Origin of the sequence: Pseudarthrobacter sulfonivorans, from assembly GCF_001484605.1 — a bacterium.
Taxonomy (GTDB): Bacteria; Actinomycetota; Actinomycetes; order Actinomycetales; family Micrococcaceae; genus Arthrobacter; species Arthrobacter sulfonivorans_A.
On record NZ_CP013747.1, the window covers coordinates 3,018,318 to 3,035,302 of the forward strand.

A 16,985-nucleotide genomic window follows, 5' to 3' on the forward strand; every position below is an offset into this window, starting at 1 on the left:
ATGCCGTCTCCGCACCGTGGAACTACTGGGCATCTGTGCCGCCTGCGAAAAGCCTCCAACAGCTGCCGGCGGAGGCAAAACCACGCCAGGCCAAGACCACCGATCCTAGGTTAACGGGCAGAACGGCTTGCCATAGCTGCTTGCTGCCGCCAGCGTACGTGGAGACGACGGTGGACTGAAGGACATTAACCCTTGATCAGCTTTGCGCCGTCCGGACGAAGTTCGCCGCTGGGCGACACGTGCCGGTACAGGGTCTGCCGCGTGATGCCGAGTTCGGTGCAGAGATCACTGACTTTGGTGCCAGATTGCCCCATGGAAGCCATAGCCAGACGGAGCTTCGCCGGGGTCATCTTGTAGGGACGCCCGCCGTTCCGGCCCCTGGCGCGGGCGGAGCCAGCCCGGCGAGTGTGCGTTCAGAGATCAGCTCGCGTTCGAACTCTGCGAGGGGCCGCGAAGATGCCGAAGACGAGCTTTCCGGACGCCGTGGTGGTATCGATCGCCGTACCTTCTTCCCGGAGGCTTTGTCTTCGTGGAGGGAACCCACACCGATGCCGGCGGCCAGGAGGGCGTCCCGCTGCAGGTCCGTGGTCTGGGACCCGTCGGCCTTTGAGACTCGAACTCTGGTGCCAACGGCGCCCGGAGAGTAGCGTTTCCCCCATCAGAAAACTCCGCTGATCTGGGCTCCGGACACATTCTTGGTGTGGAGGTGCCCCTTGTGAAAAGTGGCGGAGCGGCATCACAGCCGAATCTCAAACTCATTGTCTTGTGCGTGATGCTTCTGAATTCCCTGGCCGTGGTTGCCTGCTCTACGTCGATCCCCACCCAAGCAACGAACAGATGATCTCTGGCCCGCTGCTGCGGGCCACTAATCGAGGAGGATGATATGAAGCACAAGGTACTTGCCACCTTGGGAGCGGTGATCTCCGTGATCGGAATCTCGATCGCATCGGCTGCCCCCGCGTTGGCGGCGCGGCCGCTCGAGCACGACCACTTTACGGATTCCAGCAGCGCCATTGCCCAGGAAGAATTCCCCGGATTCTGCGCCGGGATCGTAGACTTCCCGGTGCGACACGACAGGCATGCCGAGGGGATGTTCCTCTTCGTCCATCACGGCGACGGCCTCGCATACGGAGGGGGTCCGATCCGCTCAACCGATGTGTGGACAAACACCCTGAACGAGCAGACCTACACGATCACGGAGTCAGGCCAGGCACGGGACCACAAAATCACCGACAACGGCGATGGCACCCTGACCGTCGAGATCGCTGTCTCCGGCGTCCAGAAGGTCTATGGCCCGGACGGTAAGCGTCTGTTCATGGACACGGGTACATTCAGGTTCGAGATTCTCATTGATCACGGCGGCACGCCTGCTGACCCCTCCGACGACGAGTTCATCAGGGACCTCGGCGAGACGGCCAGTCACGGGCAAGCGGACACGGCAGGACGCGACTTCTGCGAAGACCTCGTCACCTTCATCGGTTAACAAATTCAAGCGGGCCCTGGGACAACGCCTGGACGGACCTTTTCAACCACATCTTCCCGCGGCCGGCAAAGACCTGACTGGCCACCCGGGACCGAAACAAACCAAGGACCACAGTGGAACACGACCGGCAGCAGGGCCGGTAATTCGGCATGCCGCGAATTCGGCTCGCGCAAACGGCCCATTTCTCTCTTTGGGACGCTTTTGCGCCGAGCCACTGGGACGGAACGACGGCGACACCACGGGGGCGATAGCCTGAACGTTGAACCCAGCCCCACCCCGGAACGAGGATTTCCCCATGATCACACGCACCGACGTCGACGAAGCCGCTGCCCGGATTGCGGGGAGGATCCGCGTCACGCCCGTACTGGCGGCTGACCGCGGCCAGTTCCCCGGCGAGGTGTGGCTCAAGTGCGAGTTCATGCAGCACACCGGCACATTCAAGGCCCGGGGCGCTTTCAACCGGGTCCTGGCCTGCCGGGAGCGCGGCGAACTAAAGGACGACGTGGGCATTGTGGTGGCCTCCGGCGGCAACGCCGGGCTCGCCAACGCCTACGCGGCCACGGAAGTGGGCGTCCCTGCCACGGTGTTCGTGCCCGAAACCGCCCCGGCCGTGAAGGTCAAGAAGCTCTGGGACATCGGCGCCAACGTGGTCCAGCGCGGCGCGGAATACTCCGAGGCTTACGACGCCGCGATGGCCTACGCCGCCGAGACGGGCGCGGTCTACTGCCATGCCTACGACCAGCCCGAGATCGCCGCCGGCGCCGGCACCATCGGAACGGAATTGCTGGAGCAGTTGGGCGACGTGGACACCGTGGTGGTGGCCGTGGGCGGCGGCGGGCTTATGGCGGGGGTCGCGGCCGCCGTGGAGGGCCGGGCCAAAGTGGTGGGCGTCGAGTCCGAATCCACGCCCACCCTGCACGCCGCGCTCGCGGCCGGGACCCCCGTGGACGTGGCCGTCTCCGGGATCGCCGCGGACTCCCTGGGGGCCCGGCAGATCGGCCGGATCGGCTTCGACGTGGCCGTCCGTACCGGCGTCCGCGCCGTGCTGGTCTCCGACGAGGACATCGTGGCCGCCCGCTCCCTGCTCTGGGATCAGTACCGCATCATCGTGGAGCACGGCGCGGCAACAGCCTTCGCCGCCCTGCACGCCGGTGCCTACGTCCCGGCGGACGGGGAACGCGTGGCCGTGATCCTCTGCGGCGCCAACACGGACCCCGCCACTGTCTGAGGTTCTATTGGTCCACCGCGACGACGTCCCTCCCGTTGAGCGGCTGGACCGGCCGGCTGTTGCCCGCGTGCGCCGCACGCAGTGTGGCGAGCTGTCCGGCTCCCAGCTCGATGGGCGTCTCGAGGAGCAGCCAGCGCACGCCTTCCGAGCAGGGCGGAGTGGTCAGGCTGCCGTCATACGCGAAGTGGTCCAGCGACGCCGGGAACAGCGCCGGGAAGTCGACGACGCCGGCCGGCACCTTCTGCCCATCGGCTGCGGCCGGCACGCCGTCCGTGAACGGCGCCCAGGGCGCATTGGTAGCCCCCACCCTGGCGAGGATCCCGACGACGGCCAGCCCGCCGTCGTCGGCCTGGTGGACGAAATGGAACTCGGCCTCGTGCCGTACACCGCCCAGCGTGTGCTCGGACGGGGCATGGAAGTGCATCTGCTTGAACGCGTACTCCTTACCGCCAACCGTGATGCCCTGGGCCGTCAGTGCACGCAGTTCGGTGGTGTGGCCGTTATCGATGATCTCGCCTTCCGAGGCGGAATAGTCGACAGCGAGCGGTGCCGGGGAAAGGCCCGAACGGCCGCCGACGTCGATGGGGGACTGGGCGGTGCCGGAAGAGCAGGAGCCGAAGTCGGAACTCAGGGTGCCCCAGTGTTCAGGGCCCTCGGCGCCGTCGTAGGACCAGGCATGGGGACCTGCGGAGGCGGACGGCGAGGGTGCCGCGGCCCCGGCGGCGGACCTGCTGCAGCCGGTGACAAGTGCCAGCAGCCCCAGGCCGGATCCAACTATCAAAGACTTCCTGGTCATTACTGTGGCGCTGCGCATTTCCATCCTTCGGGTCGTGTAGGTCCGCACCGGAGAGCCCGGCCAGACCTACGACGACTACCACGGGGGCCGGTGGCAGGTCTTGTCACACGGGCTAACCGCAGGATGTGACACCGTGGGGGCCATCACCACGGCCTTCCGGAAGTCAGGGCGCCTTGGCGGCGCCGGATGCGTCCGTGTCCTCTGTTGCCCGCGGGGCTTCCGCGGCGGCCAGCACTTCGGCACCGAAGCTGCCGAGCAGGGTCAGCGAATCAGCCGACGGCGAGCCCGGCTTCGCCGAATACACCCGCAGCACCTGGTCTGGATCGTCAGGAAGCGTCAGGTCTTCGAAGTTCAGTTCCAGGTCCCCGACGACCGGATGGTGAAGCCGAACACTGCCTGCGGACCCCGTGGCCAGCCGGTGTCCGGCCCACCACTGGCGGAAGCGTTCGCTGTGCACCGCGAGTTCGCCGACGAGTTGATTGGCCTGCGGGTCGTTGGGGTGCCGGCCGATATCCGCGCGCAGTGTCCCGACGGCTTCGGCCGCCACCGTCTCCCAGTCCCGGAAGAGATCGTGGGCGAGTGGATCGAGGAAAACCCATCGGGTGAGGTTCCGCTCCGCCGCCGGCATGGCTGGGAATTTCGCAAGCAGAAGGAACGCCAGGCGGTTGCCGGCCAGAACATCTGTGCGGCGGCCCAGAACCAGGGCGGGAACGTTGCCCACGGCATCCAGAAGTTGGCGGAGCGCCGGCCGAACACCCTGTTCCGGAATGGGTGAATGCTGGGACTTCGCGCAGTTCTCCAGAAGGTCGAACATGTGCGCCTGCTCGCCAGGATCCAGGCGCAGGGCCCGCGCCACTGAATCCATCACCGCCCGGGAGGGGTGGATGTTCCGGCCTTGTTCGAGCCGGGTGTAGTAGTCGGTGCTCACGTCCGCCAGGCGCGCGATTTCCTCGCGTCGCAGCCCGGGGACGCGCCTGCCACCGGAGGTCGCGGCTATCCCGGCCTGCTCCGGCGTCAGCCGCGACCGCATTACCTTCAGGAACTTTCCAAACTCCGCGCTCTGACCCATGCCTTCCATTGTCCAAGCCGGCGTCCCCGCTTTCCAGTGACGAAGGTAGGACTGCCAGTCCTAGGAAAAGGAGGGAATGGCTTACCTGCTGACACGGCCGGCCGGCGTGCTTAGCGTTGAACGCATAGCCGCCCGTGCAGGGCTGTTCGAGCAATCAACACCACCACCGGAAGAACTGATGATGTCCCAGCCACAGGAAATTACCATCCCCACCGTGACCCTCAACAACGGCGTCCAGATCCCGCAACTCGGCTTCGGCGCATTCCAGGTCCCGCCGGAAGAAACGCAGCGCATCGTCGAGGGCGCGCTCGAAGCCGGCTACCGCCACATCGACACTGCCGCGGCGTACCGGAACGAGGCCGGCGTCGGGGCAGCCATTGCCGCTTCGGGCATACCCCGCGGGGAAATCTTCATCACCACCAAGCTGCGCAACGGTGAACAAGGAATGGCCCACCAGGCCTTCCAAAACAGCCGCCAAGCCCTGGGCCTGGACTACGTGGACCTCTACCTGATCCATTGGCCCGTGCCCGCACAGGGACTCTTCACGGAGGCCTGGAAGGACATGGAAAAGCTGTACGCAAACAACCAGATCCGCGCCATCGGAGTTTCGAACTTCCTGGCTGACCACCTGGACACGCTCCTGCCGGCGGCTGACATTGTCCCGGCCGTCAACCAGATCGAAATCCACCCCGCCTTCCAGCAGCAGGAACTGGCGGCCAAGAACCGCTCCCTGGGCATTGCGGTGGAGGCATACAGCCCATTGGGGCAGGGCGCCGATCTGGCAGCGGCCACCGTGAAATCCCTGGCCGCGAAATACGGTGCCACACCTGCCCAGGTTGTGCTCGCGTGGCATCTCAGCCAGGGCACCATCGTCATCCCGAAGTCGGTCCAGGCCGCACGCATGCGGGAAAACCTGGGCTCTGCCGCCGTGTCGCTGACGCCCGCGGAGGCAGCCGAAATCACGGAACTGGAGTCGGGCGCCCGCACCGGCGGGGATCCCGCCGTCGCCGCGCACAGCCAAATGTAGCCAATCCGCACCTGAGAAGTGCGAAACCAAAAGAGCCCCACCGAACAAGAAGAGAACCATGGATAATTCGCTGATGATGGCTTGGGCAGTCGTCCACCTCATAAACAACGACAGCCGCAGCGCCTTGCCGGATGCACCCGTTGTGGCACCACGACCAGCCGGACGCGCACGCAGGAGACTGGCCCGCTTCCAGCGGCGGCTGGCCAGTTTCCTGCACGAAGCCGCGTGGGCAATTGAACCTGAACCGCGGACGGCTACTGAGCCCTGACCGTGAGTTTCTGGGGAGGGGAGGCGGGCTTCCGGCTACGCATGCCGGTGACCGGATCGCTCTGTGGCGATCGTGTGGATGAGGCGTGCGGCCGTGCGTGCCGTGCGGGAGTCGACGTCGAACCTGGGGTTCAGTTCGACGACGTCGACCACGGCGAGCTTGGGGGAGCGGGCCAGCTGGCGGCACACTTCCAGCACGACGGAGAGCGGAACCCCGTACGACGCCGGTGCGCTGACACCGGGGGCGACGTACGCGGGGAGGACGTCGAGGTCTATGGTCAGGTAGACCACGTCCACGGAGTCGATGAAGTCCTGCGTGAACTGCCGGACCTGCTCAGTCCTGGACTCGGTGCATTCCTCGTCCAGGAGGTACTTGACGCCAAGCTCCCGGGCTGTCTGGAACAGGGCCTCGGTGTTACCGGGCTGGCTGATGCCCACCACTGTGTAGTTGAACCCGTGGCCCAGGGCGCGCTCGGCGTCGGCCACCTGCCGGAACGGCGTGCCCGAGGACGGGATGGCCTCCGCTCGGAGGTCGAAATGCGCGTCCAGGTTGATGATGCCGATCCGGCGTCCATCGGTGACCTGGCTGGCGCGGAGGCCCGTGTAGGTGCCAAAGGCGGTTTCGTGGCCGCCGCCCAGGATGACAGGCAGGTGGCCCGCATCCAGGGCCTGGCGGACGGCCGCGCCAAGACGCTCCTGGCCGTCCTCGAGGTTTCCGTCCACCACGGTGTTGTCGCCAAGGTCGTGGACCAGGAGTTCCGCGGGCGCCGCCATGGGTGCCAGGGCGGAGCGGATGCTTGCGGGAGCGTCGACGGCGCCGACCCGGCCTTTGTTCCGGCGGACGCCTTCATCGCTGCGGAACCCAAGTATGGCGATTCCCGTGGTGCCGGCCTGGGCCGTGTTCACTGCGTGGTGCCAGCGCCGGTGTTCTGGGCCGGGGCCGTCGTCGCGGCCCGTCCACGTGTGCTGGGTGGTGGGGTTGGTCATCGGGATCCTTCTCCGTGTCCGAGCACCAATGCGGCGTCACGGGTGCTTGCTATGAGTTGCTTTTCGCGCCGGACCGCCCGGTCCGCCGGAGCCATGGTGCTGACGGCACCCAGAAGCCGGCCGCCGTCGTCGAACACGGGGAAACTGACGCCCCAGACGCCCGCATCCACCGCCCCGTAGCTGAGGCCGAAGCCGCGGCCCTGGACGAGCTGGAGTTCGTGGTTCAGGTTGTCTGCGTCCTCGGAGCTGAGCCCGAGGCCGGCCACGATCCTGCTCTGCTCCTGGGGGTCCAGGTGTGCGAGCAGGGCCATTGCGCTGGCGCCCTTCAGCAGGGGGAGCGAGCGGCCCGGCGAATAACTGCAGCGCAGCATCTGCGGGCCTTCGATGGCATCCACGCACAGTGCCTCCGCACCGCGGACCACCAGGTAGGCGGCCAGTTCCTGGGTTTCATCCGAGAGCCGCTGTAGTTGCTCCGAGATGCGGCCCTTGACCATGGCTTCCTGGTGGAAGTTGGCGGCGAGGCGCAGGGTTTCCGGGCCGGCACTGTACTGCCCGCGGCGCCTGGTCTGCGCCACCAGCCCGGACTGCACCAGCAGTGCCAGGTGCCGGTACACGGCGCTGGCGGGGATGCCCGTTGTTTTGCTGATCTGGGCTGCAGTCAGAGTCCGGTACCGCGCGAATTCGAGCAGGATGTCGACGAACCGCGAGGCGTTGCCTTCCGGCATCACGGAATGGCTCGGATCTGTATGCATAAGAGCGACGTTAGTGGCTGGAATCACAGATGGCGTTAATGAGTTCCCGTGGCGTGGGAATTTAATTTCCGCCGGGTGGGAATGGCGACGCTCAGGAGTCGCTCAGCGGCTGCTGGCGGTACTCTCCTGCCGGTCGTGGGGCGGGCGCCGCACCACGGGGGAGGGCCCGACGGCGGCACCCGGGTGCCGCCGTCGGGCCCCTATTCAGGCGCTGGCAGGCTCAAGAACACCGGCGCCGCGGAGCTTGCCGGCAAAGCCCGCGACGGCGTCGAGCAGTTCCGCCTCCACCTTGCGGCGGGTGCCGTCGACGTCGCCGTTCAACACGGTGGGTGCGAAGCGCACGTGCACGGCGTCCTCGACGCCGACGAAAGCCAGCCAATCCGCGAAGAAGGTGCTGCTGAAGTCCTGTCCGAAGGCTGCGGGAACCCCGGGCGCGTAGACGCCGCTGCTGTGGATGGCCAGGGCGTGCTTGCCCTCCAGGAGGCCTCGGTAGCCGGCCGCGGGGTCGAAACCGAAGGTCCAGCCCGGCTGGGTCACGATGTCGATCCACTGTTTGAGCACGTACGGGATCCCTGCGTTCCACATGGGGATGTTGAAGACGTAGGCGTCGGCGGCCGCGAACTGTTCGAATACGGCCCGGGCGGCCTCCCACGCGTGCGTCTGCTCAGGGCTCTGCTCCTGGCCGGAGAAGACGGCCATTTTAGCGGCGGCCGCGATGCTGCCGAAATCAGGGAGGACTCCGGCGTCGAACAGGTTCAAGACCTCAACCGTGACGCGCTCCCCGCCGGCATCCTGCACGGCGTCGATGAAGTGGCGTGCCAACTGGAGCGAGCCGCTGTGGGCGTCGCGGGGCGAGGCATTGATGTGCAGGAGCGTAGGCATGGGGGTCCTTTCCTCGGAAGGCGCGCCGGTTTCCGGCCGCCCTCACGATCCTTGCCCACCGTTAGGGGACCGCAGAAGGAGGCACCTCAAAGTGCCCCGGGCACGCCGGGGTGCCTGTGTGACCGAATGTTGCGGGAGTTTCCCTTCCGGAAACCTTGCCTCCGTAGGCTTGGCGGCGCACTTCAGATCCTGATGGAAAGCGTGGGTGACATGACTCTGACAGCCAGCCAGAAGCGGCACGAAACTCGGCTCGAGTACAACGCCGCGCTGCCCGGATGCCCGGCACGGCAGCTGCTGGAGGCCATGAGCAGCAAATGGGTGAGCCTCGTGATGCTCGCGTTATCCGAGGGGCAACAAAGGCACAGCGAGCTCCGGCGGCAGATCCCGGGCGCGAGCCAGAAGATGCTGACCTCCACGCTGCGTTCCTTGGAACGGGACGGCCTGGTCTCGAGGTCCGTGACACCCACCGTTCCTGCCCGGACGGACTACGAGCTCACCACCCTGGGCCACTCCCTGCTCTGCGTGATCCATGAGATGAAGGACTGGGCCGAGGCCAACATGGACGAAGTAGCCCATGCCCGCCTTGAGCACGACCACGACCGCTCCATCGCCGGGTAGCCCCGACGGCGGCCCGCCCGCCGTCGTCGGCCTCGCCCACGCCCGGGACATCACCATGCGGACCGGGGAACGCTTGGGGAACGGTCGCGACCTACCGTTAAGCGAGAAATCTGAAAGGAGGTGAGAACAATGGCAGACCACTATGCCTCAGGAACCTGGCAGGTGAAGCAGGGCAGCGAGCAGGAATTCATAGATCGGTGGACCGAGTTCCTTCAGTGGTCCCGGGCGAACTACCCGTCGATCCTGGTGGCGAACCTCATTCGTGACCGACGTGTTCCCGGTCATTATGTTTCGTTCGCGGAGTGGACCGACGAGGCGTCCCGGGACGCGTGGAAGCAGAACCCGGGGTTCATGACCCACTTCGATGCCTGCGTTGCGCTGTGCGAGCACATGAGCGGTGCTGATTTCGACCGTGTAGTGACCGTGTAAGTTCTGAGTCAGGTTGCCCGGCGCGCGGCCGCGAGCGCCCGCAGCGCGCCGAGCTGCTCGAACGCAATGGCCGCGTCGTCCAGCAGGTGCCGGTCAGCCAGACCGCCGGCGCCGGCCAAAGCGGCCTGCAGCCGGCAGCGGGCGGACCAGAAAGGCTGATGGGCCCTTTCGTAGAGGCGCGCCGCGGAGAGGAATCGTTCGCGTGCCCCGCCCGCGTCCGCGTCGGTCAGCGCCAGCGAACCGCGGGCGGACTCGGCCATGGCAGTCCACGCCGAACTTTGGAAGGACTGCCCAACCCGCTCGGCTGCCTGGGCGAATACGGTTGCGCCCGCCCTGTCGCCGAGCGCAGCGAACGCTTCGGCCGCCATCGGATACAGCAGGGCGGTGCACGTCGGACATTCGCCGTAGCGCGCCGCTGTCGCCGCCGCGGACCGGACTACGCGGACTGCCTCGGCCGGATCGCGGCGCTCCAGCGCGTCCAACGCCGCTGTCGCATAGAGCCGGCCCCAGGCGTGCCGGGCCAAGGGCGATACCACGGCGATCGCCATCCCGTGACGAAGGTACGCCGCCGCCGCGATGCTATCGCCTCGCATTACCGCGAGTTCGGCAAGCCGCTGCCAAGGCAGCGCACCGGAGCGGGCATCGAGCTCAGCGTACAATTCTGTGCTGCGCTCCAGGCACCCCGCGGCCTCATCCCAGCGCCCCTGCAACAGGAGTGATTCCCCGAGCAGGCACCAGGCGAACGCCTGAGCGTGGCGCGCACCCCGGCCGATGGCCAGCGCCAGCGTGCCGCGGGCATAGTCTTCGACCGTCTCGCACAGCCCGTCCCCATACAGATGGTATTCACCGATGCAGCAATAGAATTCGAAGATCCTTCCCAGCCGCGGATCCTCGCCGCCCACATCACCCAGCCGCTCGATCTCGGCCTGAAGACCAGGCCGCCATGCTCCGCGCATATGACAGATGATGGCGAGCGTTTCCTGCACCGCGGCGACGTCCTCGCCCGTTCCGTGGACCTCGGCCGCCGCCAGGCTAGCCTCCGCTGCGGATTGTGCTTCGTCGTAGCGCCCCACGGACCACAGCCAGTTCGCGCGCGCCTCCAGGACCCGCGCCTTCTCGGCCTCGTCCTTCCTGCCTGCCAGCAGGCCCTCGGCCGCCCGTAAGTGGCTCTCCGCGGCAGCCGCGTCCTGCATCATAAGGTGGGCCTGCGCGGCTTTGCGGTGCAGCCGGGCCAACCGGTGATTGGCGCTGGAACCGCGCAGGCGCGCAACCGCCGCAACGAACGCTGCGACCGCACCCTGAAAATCGCCCGACACCAACCGCAGGCCACCGACCTGCTCCAACAACTCGCTGGCCAGCTCAGGCTCCGACGACAGGCCTGTGCGGATCTGCTCGAACAGCCGTTCCGTGGCAGGGTCTGGCTCGATGCCTAGTTCCCGGTCCAGCGCTGCGCGGAGGCGCTCATGTTCCTGCATCGCCTCGTGTCGCCGGCCCGCCAGAGCGTGCACCCGCATCAACGCGACACCTGCCTCCTCGTGGATGGGGTCAGCTGCAATGACCCGCCGCAGTGCCGATACGGCACCGTCGAAGTTCGCGCGGGCCTCCAACAATCGTGCCTGTTCGACCAGCAGAGCGAGGAAATCCGACCGGAGCGCCCCCTCCCTGGTTATTGCCCAGTCCTCATATCGGTCCTCGGGCAGGAGATCCCCGTCGTACAGTCGGATCGCAGCCGCATACGCGGCCGGGTCGCCGGTCCGGCGTGCCCGCATAGCCGCAGCCTCGAACGCCTCAACATCCACCCACGTCGACTCGCGGTCCAGCCGGAGCTGCTCACCCGAGATGAGGTACCGGTCCAATGCCGACAGGCTCGGATCCAAGACGAGGCGGGCCTCGTGGACCACCTTGCGAAGCTGACCGCTGGCCGCATCCGGGTCCAACCCGGGCCACAGATAATCCAGGACCTGCTCCCGCTGCAACCGGTGACCCGGTGCCAACGCCAGAAGTTTGACCACGGCCTTGGCCTTACGCAAACGCCACTCGCCATCCGGGATGTCCCGCGAACCCACCGACACCCGGAAGCCGCCAAGCAACCGAATTCGAACCTCGCCCTCGACCAACGCCGTCACGCTTCCAGAATCCCACCACCACGCTGTCAATGACAGGGCTGGCTGCGAGCCCTCGGCGGCGGATCGGGAAAGGATCCGCCTAGCTGCCGAGCCGCTGGTACGAACGACGACGGCGGCACTGAAGCGCCGCCGTCGAACGTTGTGTTTAAGCCCGCCCGAGGCGGCCTACGTCAGCTTGATCTGGCGGTTCATGTCCTTGTAGAGCAGGTAGCGGAACTCACCGGGACCACCGGCGTAGCAGGCCTGCGGGCAGAAGGCGCGCAGCCACATGAAGTCGCCGGCCTCCACCTCAACCCAGTCGTTGTTGAGCAGGTACATGGCCTTGCCCTCCAAGACGTACAGGCCGTGCTCCATCACGTGGGTCTCCGGGAACGGGATGACCCCGCCCGGCTGGAACGTCACGATGTTCACCTGCATGTCGTGGGCCAGGTCGCTGGAATCCGTGAAGCGGGTGGTCTTCCAGGCACCGTTGGTATCCGGCATCGCGGTGGGTTCCACCTCGGCATCGCTGGTGACGAAGGACTTTGCCTCGTAACCCTCAAGCCGCTCGTAGGCCTTGCGGATCCATTGGAAGGAGACGATGTCATCCGAGACGTTCTCCAGGCCCCAGGTGGCACCGGCGGCCAGGTAGGCGTAGCCGCCTTCCTCAAGCTGGTGCAGTTCGCCGTCGAGCGTCAGGTTGACCTTGCCCTTGGTGACAAAGACAACGCCCTCAACACCGGGCTCAAACTCGGCCTTCGGAGCGCCGCCGCCGGGGCCGATCTCCACGATCAGCTGCGAGAACGTGGTGGCAAACCCGGAGATCGGGCGGGCCAGGATCCAGGAGCGGGTGTTGGAGAAACCCGGTAGGGTGCTGGTCACGATGTCGGTCATAACGCCCTTGGGGATGACCGTGTAGGCCTCCGTGACGATGGCCCGCTCCGTGGTGAGGTGCGTCTGCGGCGGCAGCCCGCCCTGGGGGTAGTAGTACTTGCCCATCATTGGATCCTTACTTTGAAGTGGAGTGTGCCAGCCGCGGGTGCGCCAATGCGGTCAGCTGGGAAAGTTCGACGCCGGCAAGCGCCTGGACCTCTTCGGTCCCCACTGCGCCGCACTGGACGCCGCGCAGGACGAAGGCGGCCAGGGCCCGGGCGGTGGCGGGTTCGTCCATGACCCCGCCTTCGGTGCGCTCCACGTAGTTGCGCAGGCGTGCCGCTGCGGCCGGAAGCCCCTCGCGGTAGAACGCGTACGTGGCGGCGAACCGGCTGGGCAGCTGGGCCGCGTGCAGGTCCCAGCCCTGGTAGTAGCCGCGCTCCAGCGAGCGGCGGACGAGGCGTCCGTGCAGCTTCCAGGCATCCTCGACCGCGTCGCCCACCGGGATGATGTTGGTGGAACCGTCGGAGAGGCGGATGCCCGTTCCGGCGACGGCCAGCTGCATGACTTCCTTGGCGAAGTCCGCCACCGGGTGCTCCATGGACTGGTACTCGGCCGAGATCTGCAGCGAGGCGGAGTAGTCGTAGGTGCCGTAGTGCAGGGCGCTGATGCGTCCCGGAACCACGTGCGGCAACTGCGCCACAGGGGAGGTGCCTTCCGGCCCGAGGATCAGCTGCGGCGTCTCCACCTGCACCTCGAAGCGGAGCCGGCCAGCGCGAAGCCCATGGACTTCCTCCAGCCGGGACACGGCGAAGTCCATCGCCTGGACCTGCGCCACGGTGGTGACCTTGGGCAGGGTCAGGATGAGTCCGGCAGGAAGTTCGCCGGCCTGCGCGAGCGTGGAGACGAACAGATCCAGGGTCTTCAGGCCGCGGCCCCGTGTGGGCGCCTCGAAGCACTTGAAGCGGATGCCGATGAACGGCGGCGCTGTGCCGGCCGCGACGGCGGTGGCCACAGCGTTGGCCGCCGCGACTGCTGCCACGTCCTCTGCCTCATCGCCGCGGTCGCCGAAGCCATCCTCGAAGTCGAGGCGCAGGTCCTCGATCGGTTCCCTGCTCAGCTTGGCGCCGACGCGTGCGGCGACGGCGGCGGCCAGCTCCGGCTCCTGGCCCAGCAGCGCGCCGAGCTTCTCGAGCCCGCCGTGAGCTTCCGCCGTCGTGAGCGCCTGGGCGCCCCAGTCGGCAGCGAACGACGGCGTGAACCGGTCCGCCGGCACGTACACGGTGTGCACGGGCTGGCGGGTGCCGTCGTCGCCCGGGTAATTACGTTCCAGCAGCTGGTCGGTGGCGGCCAGCTGTGCGTCGATGGCGGCAAGATCCGCCGCGGAGAGCGACGGCGTGGGGGAGACCGCCATGACTCAGCCCACCAGTTCGTAGGCCGGAGTGGTGAGGAAGTCCGTGTAGTCCTCGGACAGGCAGATCTCGGCGATCAGCTTGCTGGCCGGCTGGTAGTACAGGCGGAAGGCCTCGTCGCCGAATTCGGTCCGGAGCCGTTCCGTTTCCTCGCCCAGGATCTTTTCGACCAGTTCGCGGGTGACGGTGTTTCCGGTGTCGGCGAGGACGGACTTGTTGCGGATCTGCTGCCATACCTGCGAGCGGGAGATCTCGGCGGTGGCGGCGTCCTCCATGAGGTTGTGGATGGCCACGGCGCCGTTGCCGGAGAGCCAGACGGCGGTGTAGGCGACCGCGACATACAGGTTCAGGCGCAGCCCGCCCTCGGTGACCTGGCCTTCAGCCGAGGCGATGTCGATCAGCTGGTCCGCAGTAACCGAAACCTCGGGGCGCTGCTTGTCCAGCTGGTTCGGGCGCTCGCCGAGTACGCCGTCGAACACTTCGCGGCAGGTGGGGACCAGGTCCGGGTGGGCCACCCAGGAGCCGTCGAACCCGTCGTTGGCCTCACGGGTCTTGTCCGCACGGACCTTGGCGAAGGCTGCTTCGGTGACCTCGGGGTGCCTGCGGTTGGGGATGACGGCAGCCATGCCGCCCATGGCGAAGGCACCGCGCTTGTGGCAGGTCTTCACCAGCAGCTCGGTGTAGGCGCGCATAAACGGAGCCGTCATAACCACCGAGGCGCGGTCCGGGAGCACAAACTCCTCGCCGGCGTCGCGGAAGTACTTGATGATGCTGAACAGGTAGTCCCAGCGGCCGGCGTTCAGGCCCGAGGCGTGGTCCCGGAGTTCGTAGAGGAACTCGTCCATTTCGAAGGCGGCCGGGATGGTTTCGATCAGCATGGTGGCGCGGACGCTGCCCTGCGGGATGCCGAGGAAGTCCTGGGCGAAGACGAACACTTCATTCCAGAGGCGGGCCTCGAGGTGCGATTCCATCTTGGGCAGGTAGTAGTACGGGCCGTGGCCGTTGAGCAGCAGCTGCTTGGCGGTGTGGAAGAAGTGCAGGCCGAAGTCCACCAGCGCACCCACGGCGGGTTCGCCGTCGATCAGCAGGTGCCTTTCCGGCATGTGCCAGCCGCGGGGGCGGGCCACCACAACAGCCAGCGGCGCGTCGGTGCGGAGCGTGTATTCCTTGCCTTCGGGCGAGGTGTAGGCCAAGGTGCCGGTTGCGGCGTCTCGCAGGTTCAGGATGGCGTCGATGACGTTGGGCCACGTGGGCGTGCTGGCGTCCTCGAGGTCCGCCAGCCACACCTTGGCGCCGGAGTTCAGGGCATTGATGGCCATCTTGGCCGGGGTGGCCGGGCCGGTCATCTCGACGCGGCGGTCCTGCAGCGCGGCGGGCGCCTCGGCGACCTTCCAGTCGCCGTCGCGGATTTCCTGCGTCTCCGGGAGGAAGTCCAGGCGGCTGGTGCGGGCGACGCCGTCGCGCTTGGCCTGGCGGGCCTCGAGCAGCTCGTTGCGCGTGCCGGCGAAGCGCCTGTGCAGCTCCTCGACGAAGGCCAGGGCCTTGGGGGTGAGGATCTCTTCGGCGCGGGCGACCGGCTGGCGGTCAGTAACAGTGATAGCCATATTCGTAAGTCCTTTTCTAGAGAGCGCGGGCGGCGTGAGCTGCGCCTGCCACGGCGGCAGCCACATCGGCGGCGACATGAGGATCGAAGACGCTGGGGATAATGTAGCTCGCGTTGAGCTCGTCGTCAGCTACCCGGTTGGCAATGGCGTCTGCGGCGGCCACCAGCATCTCCGGCGTGATGTCGCTCGCGCCGGCGTCGAGCAGCCCCCGGAAGAAGCCTGGGAAGGCCAGCACATTGTTGATCTGGTTGGGGAAATCGCTGCGGCCCGTGGCCACCACGGCGGCGTGCTTGGACGCGATGACGGGGTCGATCTCCGGCGTCGGGTTGGCCATGGCGAAGACGATCGCATTCTCGGCCATGGCGGCGACCTGCTCTTCGCCGATCACGTGCGGGGCGCTGACACCGATGAACACGTCGGCACCGGCCATGGCTTCGTGCAGGGTTCCGGCGAAGCCTTCCTCGTTGGTGTTCGCGGCAATCCAGGCGCGGTGCTCGTCGTCGTACTGCTCGCCCGAGTGGATGGCTCCGGAGCGGCCGGCGGCAACGATGTGCTGGGCGCCCTGGGCCTTGAGGAGCTGGATGATGGCCGAGCCGGCGGCGCCGACGCCGGAGACAACGATGCGGACCTCGGGGAGCTTCTTGTCCACCACCCGCAGGGCGTTATGGAGGGCCGCGAGGGTCACGATGGCCGTACCGTGCTGGTCGTCGTGAAAGACGGGGATGTCGAGTTCATCGCGCAGGCGTTTCTCAATTTCAAAGCAGCGCGGCGCCGCGATGTCCTCAAGGTTGATGCCGCCGTAGACGGGGGCCATGGCCTTGGCGATCATGATGATTTCCTCGGTGTCCTGGGTGTCCAGGCAGACCGGCCAGGCGTCAACATTGGCGAACTGCTTGAACAGCGCCGCTTTGCCTTCCATCACGGGCAGGGCCGCGGCCGGGCCAATGTTGCCCAGGCCCAGTACGGCCGAACCGTCGGTGAGGACGGCGATGGTGTTGCGCTTGACGGTCAGGTTGCGGGCCGCTGCCGGGTCCTCCGCGATGGCGAGGCAGACGCGGGCGACGCCGGGAGTGTAGGCACGGGAGAGGTCGTCGCGGTTGCGCAGGGCTACCTTGGGGACCACCTCGAGCTTGCCACCGAGGTGCATGAGGAAGGTGCGGTCCGAGACGTGCTGGACCGTGACGCCGTCGAGCGCGTTCAGGGCGTCCTTGACGCGGGCGGCGTGGTCGTCGTCGGTGGTGTTGCAGGTGACGTCCACAACGAGGGTGTCATGGTGGGATTCCGTGACGTCAAGCGCCGTGATGGCTGCGCCGGCAGCGCCGACGGCGGCTGCGAGTTCGCTGGTGGCGGTGAAGCTCGACGGCGCCGCGACGCGCAGGGTGATTGAATTTCCGGGGCTCGGGTTCGCCATTGAATTTCCTCCTCGTTGGGTCCGTTCCCGGACCACTCGTGC

Annotated in this window: 16 protein-coding genes; 5 read left to right on the forward strand and 11 right to left on the reverse strand. The window is 67.0% G+C overall.

Features of this window, described 5'->3' with window-relative positions; all coding sequences use genetic code 11:
• Positions 1 to 185: 185 nt before the first annotated feature.
• Entirely contained in the window at positions 186 to 314 is a 129-nt protein-coding gene (locus tag AU252_RS25020; RefSeq protein WP_430929445.1) for a helix-turn-helix domain-containing protein, read from the reverse strand.
• Between the two features lie 569 nt (positions 315 to 883).
• Between AU252_RS25020 and AU252_RS13620 the strand changes: the two genes are divergently transcribed.
• Positions 884 to 1,483 carry a hypothetical protein gene (locus tag AU252_RS13620; protein ID WP_058931191.1) on the forward strand — a complete coding sequence of 200 codons (600 nt, stop codon included), beginning with the start codon at positions 884 to 886 and terminating at the stop codon, positions 1,481 to 1,483.
• Positions 1,484 to 1,778: 295 nt separating this feature from the next.
• Positions 1,779 to 2,711, forward strand: a complete 933-nt coding sequence (locus tag AU252_RS13625) for a threonine/serine dehydratase (RefSeq protein ID WP_058931192.1) — start codon at positions 1,779 to 1,781, stop codon at positions 2,709 to 2,711.
• A 4-nt stretch (positions 2,712 to 2,715) separates the two neighbouring features.
• On the opposite strand, the gene AU252_RS13630 is transcribed toward AU252_RS13625, so the two are convergent.
• Positions 2,716 to 3,525: a carbonic anhydrase gene (locus AU252_RS13630; protein ID WP_157768984.1), complete on the reverse strand. Its 810-nt coding sequence runs from the start codon at positions 3,523 to 3,525 to the stop codon at positions 2,716 to 2,718.
• 145 nt (positions 3,526 to 3,670) lie between these two features.
• On the reverse strand, positions 3,671 to 4,576 hold the full coding sequence (locus tag AU252_RS13635) for a helix-turn-helix transcriptional regulator (protein WP_058932940.1): 906 nt from the start codon (positions 4,574 to 4,576) through the stop codon (positions 3,671 to 3,673).
• 181 nt (positions 4,577 to 4,757) lie between these two features.
• Here AU252_RS13635 and AU252_RS13640 point away from each other — a divergent pair, with 181 nt between their 5' ends.
• Positions 4,758 to 5,603: an aldo/keto reductase gene (locus AU252_RS13640; RefSeq protein ID WP_058932941.1), complete on the forward strand. Its 846-nt coding sequence runs from the start codon at positions 4,758 to 4,760 to the stop codon at positions 5,601 to 5,603.
• A 303-nt stretch (positions 5,604 to 5,906) separates the two neighbouring features.
• Here the strand turns inward: AU252_RS13640 and hutG are convergent, their stop codons facing one another.
• The 3 genes from hutG to AU252_RS13655 all read right to left on the reverse strand — a co-directional run bounded on the left by hutG (position 5,907) and on the right by AU252_RS13655 (position 8,491).
• On the reverse strand, positions 5,907 to 6,857 hold the full coding sequence (hutG, locus tag AU252_RS13645; RefSeq protein ID WP_058931194.1) for a formimidoylglutamase: 951 nt from the start codon (positions 6,855 to 6,857) through the stop codon (positions 5,907 to 5,909).
• Entirely contained in the window at positions 6,854 to 7,609 is a 756-nt protein-coding gene (locus AU252_RS13650) for an IclR family transcriptional regulator (protein ID WP_083510391.1), read from the reverse strand. The genes hutG and AU252_RS13650 overlap by 4 nt, the downstream gene beginning before the upstream one ends.
• 204 nt (positions 7,610 to 7,813) lie before the next feature.
• A complete protein-coding gene (locus AU252_RS13655; protein ID WP_058931196.1) occupies positions 7,814 to 8,491 on the reverse strand; it encodes an FMN-dependent NADH-azoreductase in 678 nt (225 codons plus the stop codon).
• A 210-nt stretch (positions 8,492 to 8,701) separates the two neighbouring features.
• On the opposite strand from AU252_RS13655, the gene AU252_RS13660 reads away from it, so the two are divergent.
• Together AU252_RS13660 and AU252_RS13665 are read left to right on the forward strand one after the other, a co-directional pair.
• A complete protein-coding gene (locus tag AU252_RS13660; RefSeq protein WP_058931197.1) occupies positions 8,702 to 9,109 on the forward strand; it encodes a winged helix-turn-helix transcriptional regulator in 408 nt (135 codons plus the stop codon).
• A gap of 129 nt (positions 9,110 to 9,238) precedes the next feature.
• Positions 9,239 to 9,538 (forward strand): antibiotic biosynthesis monooxygenase family protein, encoded by a 300-nt coding sequence (locus AU252_RS13665; protein WP_058931198.1) that lies wholly within the window; start codon positions 9,239 to 9,241, stop codon positions 9,536 to 9,538.
• An 8-nt stretch (positions 9,539 to 9,546) separates the two neighbouring features.
• Here AU252_RS13665 and AU252_RS13670 read toward each other — a convergent pair whose 3' ends face one another.
• The 5 genes from AU252_RS13670 to AU252_RS13690 all read right to left on the reverse strand — a co-directional run bounded on the left by AU252_RS13670 (position 9,547) and on the right by AU252_RS13690 (position 16,943).
• Positions 9,547 to 11,664 (reverse strand): BTAD domain-containing putative transcriptional regulator, encoded by a 2,118-nt coding sequence (locus AU252_RS13670; RefSeq protein ID WP_205630576.1) that lies wholly within the window; start codon positions 11,662 to 11,664, stop codon positions 9,547 to 9,549.
• A 165-nt stretch (positions 11,665 to 11,829) separates the two neighbouring features.
• Positions 11,830 to 12,642: a bifunctional allantoicase/(S)-ureidoglycine aminohydrolase gene (locus AU252_RS13675; protein ID WP_058931199.1), complete on the reverse strand. Its 813-nt coding sequence runs from the start codon at positions 12,640 to 12,642 to the stop codon at positions 11,830 to 11,832.
• A gap of 10 nt (positions 12,643 to 12,652) precedes the next feature.
• Positions 12,653 to 13,930, reverse strand: coding sequence for a DUF6986 family protein (locus AU252_RS13680; RefSeq protein WP_058931200.1), 1,278 nt, complete (start codon positions 13,928 to 13,930; stop codon positions 12,653 to 12,655).
• 3 nt (positions 13,931 to 13,933) lie between these two features.
• Positions 13,934 to 15,532, reverse strand: a complete 1,599-nt coding sequence (aceB, locus tag AU252_RS13685) for a malate synthase A (protein ID WP_058931201.1) — start codon at positions 15,530 to 15,532, stop codon at positions 13,934 to 13,936.
• A gap of 16 nt (positions 15,533 to 15,548) precedes the next feature.
• On the reverse strand, positions 15,549 to 16,943 hold the full coding sequence (locus tag AU252_RS13690) for an NAD-dependent malic enzyme (protein WP_058931202.1): 1,395 nt from the start codon (positions 16,941 to 16,943) through the stop codon (positions 15,549 to 15,551).
• Positions 16,944 to 16,985 lie beyond the last annotated feature (42 nt).